This is a genomic window from Gammaproteobacteria bacterium (assembly GCA_029882975.1).
GTDB lineage: Bacteria > Pseudomonadota > Gammaproteobacteria > SZUA-152 > SZUA-152 > JAJDNG01.
The window spans coordinates 32351-49667 of record JAOUJW010000041.1; the positions used below are offsets into that span (position 1 = coordinate 32351).

General features: G+C 49.4%; 6 protein-coding genes. 2 read left to right on the top strand and 4 right to left on the bottom strand.

Going from position 1 to position 17317, the window contains the following annotated elements; all coding sequences use genetic code 11:
• The first annotated feature begins 42 nt into the window (after positions 1–42).
• Entirely contained in the window at positions 43–9846 is a 9804-nt protein-coding gene (locus OEY58_20830) for a fibronectin type III domain-containing protein (protein MDH5327907.1), read from the top strand.
• A gap of 140 nt (positions 9847–9986) precedes the next feature.
• A complete protein-coding gene (locus tag OEY58_20835) occupies positions 9987–11183 on the top strand; it encodes an RtcB family protein (protein ID MDH5327908.1) in 1197 nt (398 codons plus the stop codon).
• Here the strand turns inward: OEY58_20835 and OEY58_20840 are convergent.
• The 4 genes from OEY58_20840 to OEY58_20855 all read right to left on the bottom strand — a co-directional run.
• On the bottom strand, positions 11180–11794 hold the full coding sequence (locus OEY58_20840) for a hypothetical protein (GenBank protein ID MDH5327909.1): 615 nt from the start codon (positions 11792–11794) through the stop codon (positions 11180–11182). The genes OEY58_20835 and OEY58_20840 overlap by 4 nt on opposite strands.
• A gap of 360 nt (positions 11795–12154) precedes the next feature.
• Positions 12155–13126: a hypothetical protein gene (locus OEY58_20845; GenBank protein MDH5327910.1), complete on the bottom strand. Its 972-nt coding sequence runs from the start codon at positions 13124–13126 to the stop codon at positions 12155–12157.
• A 47-nt stretch (positions 13127–13173) separates the two neighbouring features.
• Positions 13174–14835: an aryl-sulfate sulfotransferase gene (locus OEY58_20850; protein MDH5327911.1), complete on the bottom strand. Its 1662-nt coding sequence runs from the start codon at positions 14833–14835 to the stop codon at positions 13174–13176.
• Positions 14836–15150: 315 nt separating this feature from the next.
• Positions 15151–17317: tandem-95 repeat protein (locus tag OEY58_20855; protein ID MDH5327912.1), on the bottom strand; the 2167-nt coding region annotated here is incomplete at its 5' end.

Genomic DNA, 17317 nt, shown 5'->3' on the forward strand with positions numbered 1-17317 from the left:
ATGTGGCGTGCGACAGGAAAGGTTCGGTATTGGTTAAAGTGGGTGGCATTCATAAGTATTGGTTTGGGTGTCAGCGCATGTGGTGATGATGGTTCCATTCCAGCACAACAAAATGTACCGCAATTGCTTCAGGCCACCGCCGGTGATGGAGCGGTGTCGTTGACATGGGTGCAGGTAAAAGGAGCCACGGCTTACACGTTATATTGGAATACAAATTCCGAAGTAGATTTAAACAAATATTCCGGCCAGGCCATTTCCACGACACAAAACAGTTATTCGCACAATGGCTTAAGCAATGGTCGTGTTTATCGCTATGTCGTTACAGCCACTGTGGCCGGTGTGGAAAGCGGGGAGTCCAATTTGGCCGAAGCGCAACCGCAACGCACGCCACCGGCTAAGCCCGAATCTGTTCTGATTAAACCGGAAGACGGGCGCGTCACATTACGCTGGAATGCTGTGAACCAAGCGGAGCGTTATGACTTGGTCTGGGATACATCAAGTTCTTTAGCGTCGGCACGACGTATTCAGGGTATCAGCAGCCCCTACGTTCACCGCGGTTTGAGCAACGGTCAAGTGGTTTACTATCAACTATTGGCAGTAAACCCAGGCGGAGAAGTGGCCAGTGATCTCTTAAGTGCACGACCCAATCCGCGCTTGCCGGCTGCGCCGGTCGGTTTGGGCGCCAGTGCCGCAAATGGCTCTATAAATATCAATTGGTCCGATGTCAGCAACGGTGACAGTTACGAACTGTTTTGGAGTAACAGTCCTGGCATAACGCTGCAAAGTAACCGAGTTCGCGGCGTTACCTCGCCTTATATTCATGCTCCATTGGTCAATGGCCAAATTTACCATTATCGGATTAGAGCCCTGAATGCGGCAGGTGCCGGAAATTTAAGTCAGGAATTTCAAGTGACGGCCGGAAATGCGGGAAGCGAAGTGCTGCCCTCAGAGGGGGCGCCCCCGGAGGAGCCCGCCGGTGTCATGCTGGAAACCAATGACGGTCGGCTGGATATAAATTGGCAATTGCGTCAAGGTGCTGTTGGTTACAATATTTATTGGTCGACTGAAACATCTCCTGGTGTACCGCCGGTAATAACCACCGACTCCAATAAAATAGCCAATATCAGCCCGCCTTATACCCATAGCGGGTTGAGTAACGGTTTGCGCTATTACTACCGCATAAGTGCAATCAATGATTCCGGTGAAAGCACACTTTCACCTATGGTTAGCCAAATGCCTGAGGCTTTGCAACCCGGAGTCCCCGGAAACGTCAGTGCGATCGGTGGTGATGGTTTTATCGGTGTACGTTGGAACCGGGTTCGCGATGCTCAAAGCTATACTTTGTATTATTGGCCGGAAGGCGGTGGTGTGGTTGTGGTTCCCAATCTCACCGAAACTTTGTACCGGGTTAATGGCTTAACCAACGGCACTGTGTATCACTTGCAGCTGACCTCCACTCACACTCAAAGTGGTGAGAGTCCTCGGTCCGCCGAGGTGTTGGTAACGCCCCAAGTGGACCCGGTCGTTGCCCCCGTTGCTGTGCAGGCAGTACCGGGTGATGCACAAGTGGAATTGAAATTTGGCGTGAGTGCTTATTCCGGTTTACCGCCGGGAAAAACAGTTCAGGCGTATCGTATATATACCAGCACCAGTCCGGGTGTTGTAAACCAAAACAGTTTCACAGAGATTAATGTTGCAAGCATCAGTGGTGATACCGCCAGTTACGTATTTTCCGGTTTGACCAATGGCAGACGTTACTATTATAGCGTTACTGCAGTGAATGCAGGCGGTGAGAGCCCCCTGAGTCGGGAGGTTTGGGCGCAACCGCAACTAACGGTTCCAGGGGCACCGCAAAATCTGCAAATCAGGGAAGGGGACAGTGAACTGACTTTGAGTTGGCAGGCTCCATCCGGTGAAATTCTGGTGACGGATTATAATGTGTATTGGTCCCAAACGCTTGCCAATGGCCAACGGACTCAGCCTGTTGTAATACCCAATGTTGGAAATGAAGTCAGCCCCGGCCAGTTTCAGTACACCTTGAGTGGATTAACCAATAATACCGAATACTATATTTTGGTTAAGGCGTTTAATGATGGCGGAGAGGGTTTGAGTTCCTCAGAGTTGGGCGGGGTTCCTCATATTATCGCGCCCACCGGTCTGGTTTCCGCATTAATTGCCCAGGCGCAAGATTCACAAGTGACTTTAAGTTGGGATTGGGACATAGCCACCCAAGGTAGTGTGCCGTCTGAGTATCGATTGTATTGGAGTACCCAACCCAGCATGGAGTTACAAAACAGCCCTTGGATTGACGGTGTACAATCGGGATTTGTACATCAGGGCCTAACCAATGGACAGCCCTACTACTATCGCGTTGTTGCAAAAAATGATGGCGGTTTGGGCCCGGTCAGCGAGTTAGTTCAGGCCACCCCATTGCCGAATGTTCCCGGACGAGTCGGTGGACTGCAAGCGCAGGGCAGCGATGGGGCAGTGGTACTGACCTGGGACGAGGTTCCCGATGCAGATCGGTATTTCGTTTATTGGACAGTGGATTCAGGTCAGCCTTTGGATTCCTGGAACCGGCTCTCCGGCTTGAACCCCGGCGATCAACACGGCGGCCTGGACAATGGTATTACCTATTTTTACGTGATAACTGCCGCAAACATCGGCGGTGAAAGCGACTCCAGTCAAATCGTCAGTGCTACCCCTCAGGTTCCGGCACCCGCAGCGCCGCAGGGGTTGGTTGCCACAGCGGATAACACTCAAGTGATTCTGGATTGGTCGACACAAGCCGGTTTGAGTTACAACGTTTATTGGGTAAACAATGCAGTCGATGATCCATTTACCCAAGGCCAGGTGATTAGCAATGTACGCCCATCCTATACTCATACCGGTTTGGTCAATGGCAGCGTATATCGTTACGTGGTGACGGCGGTCAACGCCGGTGGTGAAAGTGCTCCCGGGCCGGTGGCCAGTGCTACGCCGCAAGCGTATCAGACCGGTGCTCCGCGAAATTTATCGGCGCAGGCCGGCGACGGTCAAGTTGTTGTCAGTTGGCAGGCCGCGCCGGCAGCCACTATCAATACCCGCTATACCTTGTATGTTAGTAACACCGCGGGAAGCGGTACTAGCGGTGCGCCCATAAGCAACGTCGTCAGTCCCTATGTGCACAACGGTCTGAGCAATGGTACTCAGTATTACTATGTGGTAACCGCGACAGAAGATGTGGAAAGCTCGGCTTCGAATGAGGCGGTGGCTCAACCCATGCCGCCGGCACCGGCAGTACCCAGTGGATTGTTTGCGGTAGCCGGTGACGGATTGGTGGATCTGGGTTGGAATGCTGCGCAAAACGCTGAGTCCTATACACTGCAATGGGATGTGGTCGCTAATTTCAGCAACGCCAATATCGTACCACTGGGGAATGTGCGTACCTTCCGGCATAGTGGTCGGACCAATGGCACAACTTACTATTATCGATTGCAGGCACACAATGGCGCGGTGAACAGCGCCTACAGTAATTCCGTTACTGCTACCCCGGTGGCTCCGGTGGTCAATACTCCCCCGGTTGTGCAAATTGTCAGTCCGGCAGGCGATGTAACGATTACGGTAGGGCAAGGTGTGGAGTTTCTGGCAAATGCCACGGACTCTGAAGATGATGCCCGGGGATTGTCTTTATCATATCAATGGGATTTTGGTGCAGGCAGTGGCATTCAAAGTAGCGGGCTGAAAAACCCCGGCACACGGCGATTTCAATTGCCCGGAAGTTTTACGGTCAATCTTAGCGTGAGGGATAGTGAAGGGGCCATTGCCAGTATCAGTCGTGTGGTAACGGTTAATGCCAACCAAGCGCCCGAAAGCACTATTTTGCAACCCACCCAAGAGTTATTGATCAATATTGGGGATACGGTTAATTTCAGCGGTCAAGGTCAGGACAACGACAATCATTTACCTCTGACTTATCGCTGGCGCTTTGGGAATAGTAGTGGCATCAATGATAGTACATTGTTGAATCCGGGGGTTCAGACATTTAGTATCAGCGGTACTTTTGTGGTTCAGTTTACTGTGACCGACAATATGGGGCTGAGCGATGCCTCTCCCGCCGCAACTATTGTACGGGTTAATGCACCTCCGGTTATTCAGATCGACAGTCCTGCGCCGGGAGCACAGATTACTGTAGGTTCCGACGTCGACTTTCAATCGACTGTTACGGACCCGGAGGACGGTACCAGTGGCCTGACTTATTTGTGGGATTTCGGTACCAGTGGCATTGCATCCAGTACTGTAGAAGATCCGGGCATACACGTTTTCAATACGGCGGGAACCTACCAGGTTACCCTTACCGTGACCGACCAACATGGAGGCCAAAGTCAGCTAAGCCGCACAATAAGCGTGGGCAGCGTCCAAGCACCGGTGATCACCAGCCCGGTTGCTGTAGAAGGTTCGCATGCGGTTTCTATGGATGAAGATAACAGTCCCATTGCCTACGTGCCTTTCGCTTTAACTGCAACTGACCCGCAAGGGCAGACATTGAGTTGGAGTATTGCGCCGGCACCCAGTCCACAACCTCAATTGGGTGCTCCCGTATTCAGTAATGTAGCCGATGGCGGCGTGAGCGCCATCCTGGGGTACAGTCCCAACACAGACGCTACAGGTGTAGATAGCTTTGATGTGCGAGTCAGCAACCCGCAAGGAGGATTTGCCGATCTTCGTATACAGATCAGTATTAATGCGCAAAACGATCTTCCCGTAATAGAAACGAATCAGTTAACGATCAGTAACGGTCAAGCTTTGGTTCTAAACAGCTTGGCCCAACCCAATTTAGTGGTAAGCGATGTGGACAATTCGCCACAGCAGTTAAGCTACCAGGTCGTATCAGTGAGTAACGGTCAGTTCGAACTGCTCAGCAGCCCTGCCGTGGCGGTTACAAGTTTTACGCACCAGCAGATACTGGATCAGCAAGTTAGATTTGTACACAATTTGGGTTCTTTGGCTCCGACTTACAGTTTAACCGTTGCAGACCTGAATGATGTGACAGCGCCCAGCGAGGCTGCCATATCCTTTACGAATTTGGAGCCGGCCCAGATCCTGAGTTTGGACAGATACGGCGATTACACGCTTGGTTGGTCAACATTAAATGCGGTTTCGTGTGAGATTAGCAGTGATCAAGGTGCCGGGATTGTGTCCGTGGATACCAATAGCTTATCGGCAGGGAAATACTTATTGGCATTACCTTTAGATGCTTCAATAACATTGACTTGCCAGGGTGGGGCCGGCGGGCCTGTCAGCCAGTCTGTGACAGCAATCAGTTCCAATCCCTTTCCACAAACAGTGGGTTATTACGGGTCCAGTTCTCCAACTTATTCCTGGGCAGCTATCGTTAATCTTACCAGCCCTATAAGCTATGTGGATCGAATTGACTTTAACAACCAAGTAGACAGTTATTGTTCTCAGCTGGGCTATGTGGGCGCGGTGAAAACCCTCCGAGGGGATTTTTCAACTCACGACACCTACTATCTGCAGGGCAATGACGGCATCATAGCCGGCAGCGGTCCAAGCAATAAGATTACCTTCATCCCCGGGGACTTGACCTTTACCAATCTCTATACCAATCGACGCAACACCAATACAAGCAATGGCGATGTGGGACGGGTAACGATTGGTAACGACAATTCTACGATTGCTCAAAATGTCCCCAGCCCCACTTCCGGCGTGGATCCGATGGTGTTGTGCCAGACTGATGTGAGGCTCAGTGAATCCGCTTTTCTGCCGCAGACTATTAGTTTTTCTGAGCCGGGGCCTTTCAGACAAGTGTTGGGCCTGGATACCAGTTTTGTCAACACAGCGGGCGGGGGTAGAGGTTTGGGCGCCATCCGCTACAGCAGCAGCAATCCGAATGTGGCAACGGTTGATCCCGATAGCGGTGTGGTGACCATAGTGGCCTTAGGTGAAACGATCATTACAGCCACAAAAGCCGCTGATGCTTTTGCTCAAGCGGAAGCCGGTTATACCCTGACCGTGGATATACCCAGGGATATTCAAATCCAGAGTTTAATTAAAACCAGCAGTCAAACACTGAGCTGGACAACGGCTTATGCCGTTTCGTGTGAATTGACGAATAATCAAAATAGTACCGTAGTGAATTTGTCGTTGGAGGATGTTTCTGCCGCAGAATATTTATACACACTGGCTGCAACCACCACGTTTACTTTGACTTGTTTGGGCGAATCGGGAACGACTGCCAGTTTGTCCGTAACGGATGTTGGTACCAATTTGTATCCTCAAACTGTGGGTTATTATGGTATTGCCGGCAGTCCTGGCAATTCCTGGGCGGCGATCGTCAATCTCACCAGCCCCATCACATTTACCGGTATATCGGATTTTAGCAGTCAAGTAGATAGTTACTGTATGGGGTTGGGATATGTAGGGGTTGTCAAAACCCGAATCGGTAATATTTCCGTGGATGCGACTTATTATCTTCATGGCGGTGCGGAAATCTTGATGGGTGCTAGTGTGATCACATTTTTACCTTCAGGCAATGTCAACAACGTCTTTACCAATGACCAAAACTATTCCTTCGGTACAGTAGTGCAGGCAACAATTGGTGATAATCAGGCTTATGGTTTGCAAACAGCGGTTAGCCCGACTTCCGGTGTCGGTCAGATGGTGTTGTGTCAAACGAACCTATCCCTTAGCAAGACGACCGATTTGTTTCCACAAACCATTGCATTTGAAGAGCCGGGGCCAATCCGAAAAGTTCCTCAATTTGATTCCGGTTTCACTAATACCGCTTTTGGGCCAGGAGTAGGACAGGTATCGTATGAAAGCAGTGATCCAACGGTAGCCAGCGTCAATCCCAGTACGGGTTTGGTCACTATGCTTGGTGTGGGAACCACCACTATTACAGCTACAAAAGCAGCTGACTATATTTTTCAACAAGCGCAGGCGAGTTACGTTCTTAATGTGGACGTGCCCCAGTCCTTGAATATGCAAAGTTTTGAAAAATTCAGTGAGGTGGAGCTGAGCTGGACCGTGGCAGCAGCCGTTTCATGTGAGCTCAGCCAGGATATGGATAGCAATGTGATACCCTTAAGCCGAGATCAGGTGCTTTCAGGAAAATTCTTGCATGCACTACCTGCAGCGACAACTTTCGTGTTGAGTTGTACGGGGGAGTTGGGCGGTACCGGAAATCTTTCTGTCACTGCGATTGGAACGAATCCTTTTCCGCAAACACGGGGATACTATGGTTCTTACAGTACAGGTAATTCCTGGGTAGCCATTGTTAACTTAAGCAATCCAATCAGTTTCGGTAGCAGAGAACATTTTAATAGCCAGGTTGACGGCTATTGTAAAGGTCTGGGTTATATTGGCTCCGCCAAAACCCAAACCGGCCATTTTTCCACGCATAACAAATACTATTTGCAGCACTATGACGGAATCATAGCCGGTAGCGGGCCGGGAAATAAGGCTACACTCATTCCCGGCGGGGCTGTGTTTACGAATGTTTATGCCAACCGAAGAAATACTTCGTCCAGCAACGGTGATGTGGGCCGAGTTACTGTTGGCAACAATGCTTCGTCGATCACGCAAAATATTACCGGCATCACAGCTGGTGTGGATCAAATGGTGTTTTGTCAAACGGATATACCTATAGAGAATACCGCTTTTCTTCCTCAGACTATCAGCTTTTTGGAGCCGGGACCGATAAGAAAAGTTTTGGGGGTGGATGCGAATTTTGCGAATACCGCATCCGGCGGAGCGGGTTTCGGTAGTATAACGTATGCCAGCAGTGATCCCGCCGTGGCGACTGTGGATGTTAACGGTAACATAACAATCATAGGGTTGGGTGTAACCACCATAACTGCGGTAAAGGCAGCGGACATATATATAGAAGCGCAAGCGAGTTATGAGTTGACAGTGGATAGTCCTCAACCCGGGCAGTTTCAGGAGTTTGTTAAAACTTCCGACAATACCTTACGATGGTCTTCCTCATTTATGGTGTCGTGTGACATCACCAACGATCAGAATAGTGAAATTATTACGTTGGGAATTGAGTCGCTTGCGGCTGGGAGTTTTTTGCACTTCTATCCGCCCAATACTACACTTACATTGAGTTGTATTGACGAAACAGGCGCTCTGCTGAATCAGTCCGTTACCACCGTTGTCACCAATGATTATCCGCAAACGGTCGGGTACTATGGTTCTCTCGGGGTTGGTAATTCCTGGGCTGCGATTGTCAATCTCAGTTCGCCAATTAGTTTCACCGACAGAGTGGACTTTAACAACCAGGTAGACAGCTATTGTGCCGGATTGGGATATATAGGGGTGGTTAAAACAAGGACCGGAGATTTTTCAACTCACGAATTGCACTACTTGCAGGGTTCTGATGGCATTATTGCCGGTAACGGTCCGTCTAATAAAGTGACATATATTCCCGGAAATTCGACTTTGGAAAATGTTTATGCGAACCGGAGAAATATCAATATCTCGAACGGGGATGTGGGCAGGGTAGTTGTGGGAAATAACGAGTCGCGAATTACTCAGTCCTTTACCGGCGGATCAACCAGCGGCCTTGATCAAATGGTATTGTGCCAAACGAATTTGTTCGTTGCCAATACGGCCTTGTTGCCGCAATCAATCAGCTTTATCCAAGCGGGGCCGATTCGGAAAGTGTCTGGATTGGATACCCTATTCACCAATCCCGCTGTCGATGGGTATGGCAGTGGACAGATTTCCTATAGCAGTAGTAATCCTGGTGTTGCGATGGTGGATGCAGTCACAGGCGAGGTCACTATTTTAAGCGTAGGGTTGACAACAATAACGGCCACCAAGGCACAGGACCAGTATTACAGATCCGCTCAGGCCAGTTATGAGTTAAATGTCGATATCCCACGTTCTCTCAGCGTACAAAACTTCGTTATTTACAATGAAGTGGAGCTAAGTTGGGAAACCTTATATGCAACATCCTGTGAAATCAGCAACGATCAAAACAGTATTGTACTGGCCTTGGATAGAAACGAGTCGGTAAGCGGCAGCGTGTTACACGGCTTGCCCGGCACGACGGTTTTCACTTTAACCTGCACTGGCGAGTTGGGCGGGGTTGGGAATGTTACAGCGACCACGGGTGTAAGTTTATTTCCGGACACAATGGGATATTATGGTTCGGTAAGCAGTTTGGATAATTCCTGGGTGGCCATTGTCAATCTGTCTGCACCTATCAGCTTTACAGATAGGGTGGATTTTAATAATCAGGTTGACAACTACTGCATCGGTTTGGGTTATGTGGGAGCACCAAAGACCATAAATGGTCACTTTTCAACGAACAGTACGTACTATTTGCAGGGCAGTGATGGCATTATTGCGGGCAGCGGTCCAAGCCAGAAAATTACGATAATTCCTGGAGGCGTGCAATACACCAATGTCTACACCAACCGGCGCAACTACAATGTTTCTTCCTTAGGGGATGCGGGGAGAGCTGTAATAGGAAATAACAATTCAACCATCAGTCAGGCAATACCCAGTCCGACATCCGGTTTGGATCCAATGGTGCTGTGTCAAACAGACAAATCCATGCGTAACATTGCTTTTGTGCCACAAAGTATTGTTTTTTTCACGCCGAGTCCGACACCCGTTAGTTTGGCTGTGACGCCAACCTATAGTAATGCTGTTGCTTCAGGTTTTGGAACAGGGGCGCTGACTTACACCAGCAGTGATCCGGCTGTCGCAACTGTAGACCAAGCGGGCACGGTAACATTGCTAAGCGTCGGTACCACGACGATAAGTGCAGTGAAAGCAGCCGATCGTCAGTTTATGGAAACGCAGGCCAGCTACGTGCTGACTATCAACCCATAATCGAGTGGTTGGCTGATGCTCCAATGAACCCCGCCGGCTGTGAAGCCGAGCGGGGTCTTTAGTGATTCCATTGATTAAATAGTCTTTATTGGTTAGTGTGGCTTTTCCTGTTTTGAGGCGAACCTAAGGGGTACACTTTTGTGCCGGTAAAACAAACCATTAATAAAGGCAAAGTCCCGGTAAAAATATATACTCAGGATATTGAGCCGGAGGCCTACCAGCAGTTATACAATATTTCGCAATTACCCTTTGTGCACGATCATATAGCGGCTATGCCCGATGTGCATTTTGGCATTGGCGCAACGGTAGGCTCGGTCATTCCCTGTAAAGGAGCCATCATTCCTGCGGCGGTAGGCGTGGATATCGGGTGTGGTATGAATGCGTTGCGACTTTCTATCCGGGCTAAGGATCTACCGGAAAACCTACGCCGGGTGCGTAGCGCTATCGAGGCTGCGATTCCTGTGGGGTTTGATATGCATAAGACCGATAAGGCGCGTGCTTCTACGGTGCGTTCCGTTGGTGTTGGGCTGGATCGAGTATTGGAACGCCACCCTAAGATACTCAAAATGCAGAAAAAGCCTTATCAAACCTGGGTGCGGCAGTTGGGAACCCTGGGCGGAGGTAATCACTTCATTGAGCTGTGTCTGGATGAAAACGATAATGTTTGGATTATGTTGCATTCCGGCAGCCGCGGTATCGGCAATACTATCGGGCGATACTTTATTAGCCTGGCACAAAAAGATATGCAACAGCACATTCACAATCTTCCTGACATAGATCTGGCCTACTTTAGCGAAGGTGCTAAGCACTTTGATGACTATGTGGATGCGGTGCATTGGGCGCAGGACTATGCCATGGAAAACCGCCGCGAAATGATGCGTTTGATTATTGATGCACTAAAGAAAGAACTGCCCAAATTCGGCATTACCAAAGAGGCCATCAACTGTCACCATAACTACGTGGCATTGGAAACCCACTTTGGAGAAAGCGTCTATATTACCCGTAAAGGTGCCATTAGAGCGGGAGCAGGTGAACTGGGGATAATTCCGGGAAGTATGGGGGCCAAGTCCTATATTGTGAGTGGCAAGGGTGAGCCGCAATCGTTTTGTTCCTGCTCCCACGGCGCCGGTCGGCGCATGAGTCGCAACAAGGCCAAACGACAATTTACCCAAGCGGATTTGGAAACTCAAACCGCCGGAGTGGAATGCCGCAAAGATAAAGGCGTTATTGACGAGATACCCGGTGCCTACAAGGATATTGACGAAGTGATGCGGAACCAGAGTGATCTGGTGGATGTTGTGCACACCCTTAGGCAGGTGGTGTGTGTGAAAGGTTAAAAATAGTTGCTTACTCCCAACGAAGTGCGGCTGGTGTTAACGTTGTTTCCCAAGCTGTCGTTTTGTTGCAGATATTCCAGCTTTAGCTCTACATTCATAGCTTTCACAGTGTGAGCGCGGTCAACTTGCAAGAACAGTCCGCTGCCGTTATCTAACGGTTTGCGACGATTTCGGGTTTCAGAAATTTTAGTGTTACTATGGTAGGAGACGCCTGCGCCTATGCGCCAGCGATTTCCTAAGGGTTTTAGCAGGGATAAATAACTGGGTTGGGAATTTATCTCGCCTATATTAATGCCGGTTAAAACTTGCGCATCCATATCTGCAATGATGTCACGGTATTCAGCTCCTACCAAAACAACGAAATCACCGCCTGCGGAACTTCTGGAAAAGCTGCTGCTCGACAAAAACTCCCAAGCCGGCGGAGGTGGGAAAATACTGGTTCCACCCTGTTTCCAGTCCCATTCCGTAACGACCTCTTTGCTTACGGGGGCGGGAATGTAGCTGCTCAGTGCTTCGACCGTGTATTGTCCCTTGTCCATGTATTTAGCTTGTCCGGCTCGGAAATCGCCATGATTATGGGTGCCGAGATTACCAGGATTCGTGGTTCCCATAAGGCGGTACCGGTAAGGATTACAAAATTATATTCTGAACGGTCAAGTGTTGTTCGTACCGAGTCCGGTTTACCCCAGGCCTCAATCAAGCCATCCATGTCCGCTACCTTTTTTGCGCGGTGATATTCTTTTATTTCGGGAAAGCTTTGCAGTAATTGTTCCGGGGGTAGCTGAAAGTCTTCCTCAGACTTGGGGATGTGCTGAAATTTTGCTGTGCAAGCGACGCAAGTCAAGCCAACTAAAAGAACGCAGCTGATCGGTTTAAGTCTATTAAATATCATAATTCACACTAGCGAATCGACTGGGTTGTGTATATTGTACATTGGTTGAAAACGTGCGAAAAGGAAAATTACCGAGAAACTAAGCCAGCTTCAGGTCTGAATCGGTTTTGCAATAAGCATCATGTATTTGCCGAATTTCTTCCGCCCTGGGGTTAACTAAATCGCTGCCGATTTTTTCCAAAAAACGACAGGATGCATAATCCCGGCTCGCTTTATCGTAGTTGGCAACCCACTGGCGTCGGGTGGCCATGTGTATTTGTTTAATGGGCCAAACACCGGGTCTGGGTTTCAGTCGATCCATGCCAATACGCCAGGGCTTGGGGCTGATGCGGGCCCGAAAGCAGTTTTGGTTTTGGCACATGCGGGTATACACCGGGTCGGCGTGGATTTTGTTGAGGAAGTTCAAAGTTGTGTCATCTCTGGGATTAAAAGTGTCATGCATAACCAGAATGCGATAGCCCATGGGGGTTTTATACAGGCGCAGATGCCAGTCAGGGTGGGATTCAGCGACTTTATGGATTACGTGGAGACAGTGATTTTCGCCCCCGCTTAAAGACCATTTTATTTTGAATAACAAGTGAGCCAAAGTGGAGGAAAGGAGCAAGGACGCAACTACCAGGATTGTAAGAAACTGGCCCCAGGAATGGGGTAAGGTGATGAAAGCCGCGATTGCTGCGATTAGAGCAATGCTGATAATATAAAGGCTGAATTCGGCTTCACGGGCGAAGTCAATGTCTGCAAATAAAACGTCCGGTGTGTTTAGACAAAGTGCGCCATAGACATTGCGTGTAATAACAGCATCACCGTGCCGGCTGATGATTTCTTCGCGTATGGGCAAGCCTTCTGCACCGTTGTAGCTGAGTTTGTGGTCGCGCTTTCGGACTTTTTCGCCGGTCTCGACCCGTTGGATGGCTTCCGCGACCCGGCTTTGAGCATTGCTCAAGGCATCGGCTTCGCTGATATCCGACCAGCCAAAGCGTTGAATAGTGATTTGTCTGCCATTGATGTGGGTTCTTTGTTTGGCTTCCGCCCAATATTCGGGGACTATCAAAAGCGGTTCCTATCTATCTGTTTGCAATAGATCCATTATAGCAAAGGCTATAATCCGGCGGCTTGCAGTGAGGGTATATGCGGGTAAAGAGACGGAATCCGTCTGGCTCGATAGCTGCGCCAGCCGTTTTTTTCTTCTTCAGAGGTATCGAAAATTTCCACGGCGAAAACTTCTGTGGCCGGTGTGGTATGTGTGACCTCGATAATGCGGGCATACAGTTTTTGCTTTTTGTCATACAAATTACCGTGGGTAATGAGTATATTTCCTGTTTTTGGTAATTTGTCGGCATCGCCCAATGCGCCGGAATAAAGCCTGTTTTCGACAAACTCACCGTGTTCCCACACCAGTTTGACTTGCCGGGTTTTCTCGTTTATCTCGTATTCAACCACGCGACTGAAATTCTTGTTGTGCGGTACCCATTGTTTAAATGGGCTGGCACGCCAATTACCGTTGTCGTATATAAGCAGATTGCCATTGGGAAGAATGGCCGGTGCATGGGCGTGATAGGGGAAAAAGTTCTTGCGGTGGTTTACCGGTTGTAGCAGGTACTGTCCGAAGCGCTTTTTGTCCCAATTAGCGTGCGTGCCTAAAATCCAGCGTAGTTTACCGGTTTTGCGACTGAAGTTTATGGTGGCATCCTGGTGCCGCAGCGATACGATAATGGAATCGCTGACGGGGTTGTGAATAACAGCATTACCATGAGACCAATCACGGGTTTTTTTAACAAACAAGGTGTCCCAATAGGTGCTGAGCGAGTCGTATCCGAGGCGGTATGGGTCCAGCATGTCCAGCAAAGACCACTGCTTCAATAAAGTGCCGTCGGCTTGAAATTCAATGACTAAATCGCCAACCACGTTCGCTTTTTCTTTTTTGGACTTGGCTTCTATTTTGGCGGGATAGTTTTTTATTTGTCTGGATTCCACGCTCAGGCTCAAATAGTTTTTACCTAAGGGGAAAATTTCGTGATGAAAGTTTCTGGTTTTCACGACTCCCGGCGCGGGCTTGCGAAGATTAACGTTGGCCTTGATTTCAGATACGGTGTTACCCAACAGATCCATTTCAACAATTTTATTGCTGGTGATAAACAGCAGATTGCCGTTAGGCAGTTGTTGTACATCGGTATAACGGGAGCCGATTTGATACCAGATAACCTTGCCAAGATTGTCCAAAATTGCGATTACCGATCCAAATTCCGCATTCTCACCTTCGGGGATGATGTCCAATAGGGTAAAACCCGGCTCCACTTTTTCCGGAATGTGGGTTTTCAATTCAATGCCGGGGAAGCCCTCCGGTAGTGGGTCAGTACTCAGACTGAGTGTTTTATGAAAACTTCGGCCCTGCCCGGATTTGTTGAAAATGCGTACCTGTAAGGTATAGGAGCTGTCAGGATGTAAACCTAAAATCGGCAGAGCATGTTGAGTATTGTATTGGTTGAAGTCTACGGTCCAGTTTTTTTCTTCGTTGCTCTTGCTTACTTTGACGACAACGCGTGCAGGGTTCAGGGTGCGAAAGCTGAGTAACGCGGCCAGCGGTGTGCTTAGATTGGGGTCCAGTTCCACTTCGGGAAGGCTGACAAAGACCAGTCGTTGGGAATGCTGCTGCTTTGCGACTGTATCCGTTGCGGCATTTAAGTTCAAACCTGGCCAAAGTAAAACGGCGACCCCCAGTTGAAATACCCACAAAGGCTGACACGCGATTTTTTTTAGCATAATAGTGTTTTTGCCGCGTCGTGGAGTCAGCGGACCTTCCGGTTTAACGCCAGTGAATTGGATTTCCTACCCCGAATATCAACAAATAGTAGCAATCAAAGATATCAATGTAAATTGCGTACCGAAGTTGTGCCCATGTGTGTGCGATAATCGGAGAAAATTTCTTAATAAAACAGCGCTTAAACTGAAAGTCTTAGAACGGAAATAATTCCATTGCTTAGGTATGCAGTAAGTAGGTGATTTGAGGTGGGTGCAATAAACGGTTCAAACAGCAGCTCCGGCGCGATTGCCGGAGTTGCTGGTTTGAACAACTGCTTAATCTGGATCGACCAGTGTTTCTATTGCAGTGCTGTTGGTAACGTTGGTTAGTGTATTGGCAGTTCCGGTAGCCCTGAACCAGACGATATCCGCATTATAACTAATACCACCTGCAGGGGTTGGGGTAGCGGTCCACAAAGTACTAAAAACGGAGTTCGCGTTGAACCCGAAGCTATAGAAAAAATCGGTATTCGCAGGCAAGGTGCCAATTTGTACGTCCACGGTATCGGTAGCCGGGTTAATGCTTTCAAGGGTTGCGTTTGCCAGCGTGGTTTGGCCTGCAGCCTGTTTGGCGAGAATTAACCGATCGTTGAGAGTAGTGGAGTTGGTAATGTTGAAGCCACTATAAATGGACCCGACCCATGCTGCGTTGCTAAACTCTTGGGCAGATGTACCGTTAAAATTCCGAATAACGGCATTGCCTCTGGCGTTGTAGTACAGTTTTTGGTTCACGCCGATGACGAAACCGTCAGTTCCTGTATCTAAGGTTCGAATAGCAGGAGTGGTTCGGTTGATGGCAATTAACTCTCCGGTATTTCCCTTTGCGATTATGTAATCATCGGCTGTTACAACGCTGGAGTGTGTATCGCCCATGCCTCCGGTAACGGTATAAAATGTCGATGCTGCAGCGCTTCCATCTGAAGGCAGGCGATAGAAATTCGCGTCTGAATTCACATTGGAGGCGTCACGGTTGAAGAAAAAGCATTCACTGTGATCGCAATCTAAACTGCTACCGGATGTATTGGCCAGCATATCAAAACGGGATGCAGATAAAGTGGAAGTTGCAGTACTGTACCAGTAGAGACTTCGATCAACCAGCATAAAGCCCCCGTCTTGATCAAAATCATATTCCAAATCGATACTATTCAGATCGGAGAACATAGTCACCACAGAGTGTGAGCTGAAATCCGTGTTGTAATGACGAATTTCATTGCCACTGACGGCGATGAAGCCCGACACGGAGATGGCGCCTCCGTTAATTGAGCCAACTGTGACTAGGGTTCGGCTTCGGGTAGTGCTCAATTGGTCCACGTAGCCGGTAATTTCCACCGGCGTGGAGTTCTGGCTTTTTGTCACCCCAAACATCCAGCGGGTATTGTCAGCGGTATCTGTGCAACTGTTATCTGCTCCCGGTAGTTCATAAAATACCTGGGCTCTGACCAATAAATTGTCAACATCGGTTTCGATGGCGCATAAATCGCTGTAGTTCTGAGCCAATAGAGCTGTAGGTGTCAGGTCGCTTCCGACGGCCAGATCCATTTTCCAGAGGTTGTTGGCTCCTGCGTAGAGTAACAATGAGGGTTCATGGAATGAGACTGTCCCTGCCGCTAAAGACATTCTGTTGATAGCGATAATATTGGAATTAGTATGGTTTAAGGACTTGCCGGTGGTATCAAATAAATCCTGGGCTACCGGAACCGGTGACAGCGCTTCGTCTACCGCGTAAATCGTAGAGCCTGCGGTATATACATTGTACGGGCCGCTTGCCACGTTTATAGTGATATTAACGGTGGCGCCGGCTGTGCCACCGTTACCATCGCTGATGGTATAGGTGAAACTGTCTGTACCGGAATAGCCGTTATTGGGAGTGTAGCTTACATTGCTACCGTCGTTGCTGATGGTGGCGCTGCCGTTGGTGGGTTGGGTTACCTCGGTTACCGTCAGGCTGTCACCGTCCGCGTCCGAGTCGTTGACCAATACGTTGATTGTAACGGCGGAATTGAGTCCAGTATTGGCGCTGTCATCGTTGGCAACCGGATTGGTGTTGGGGGCGACAGTGACGGTGACAGTAGCGGTGCCGGTGCCGCCATTGCCGTCCGAGATGGAATATTGAAAACTGTCCGATCCGCTGAACCCGGTATTGGGAGTGTAGGTGATGGTGGCGCCGCCATTGATGACGGCAGTGCCGTTGCCCGGTGCGACAGCGATTGCAGTAACGCTAAGGCTATCTCCGTTGACATCGGTGTCGTTGGTCAGGACGTTGACGGTCACGGCGGTATTGAAAGCGGTTTCGGCGCTGTCATCGGTGGCAACCGGATTGGTGTTGGGGGCGACAGTGACGGTGACAGTAGCGGTGCCGGTGCCGCCATTGCCGTCCGAGATGGAATATTGAAAACTGTCCGATCCGCTGAACCCGGTGTTGGGAGTGTAGGTGATGGTGGCG

What these genes read in the sequence shown, in the direction of transcription:
- OEY58_20840 (MDH5327909.1), bottom strand. Translation starts at nt 11,794, where the DNA reads ATGGGAACCACGAATCCTGGTAATCTCGGCACCCATAATCATGGCGAT.
- OEY58_20850 (MDH5327911.1), bottom strand. Translation starts at nt 14,835, where the DNA reads ATGCTAAAAAAAATCGCGTGTCAGCCTTTGTGGGTATTTCAACTGGGG.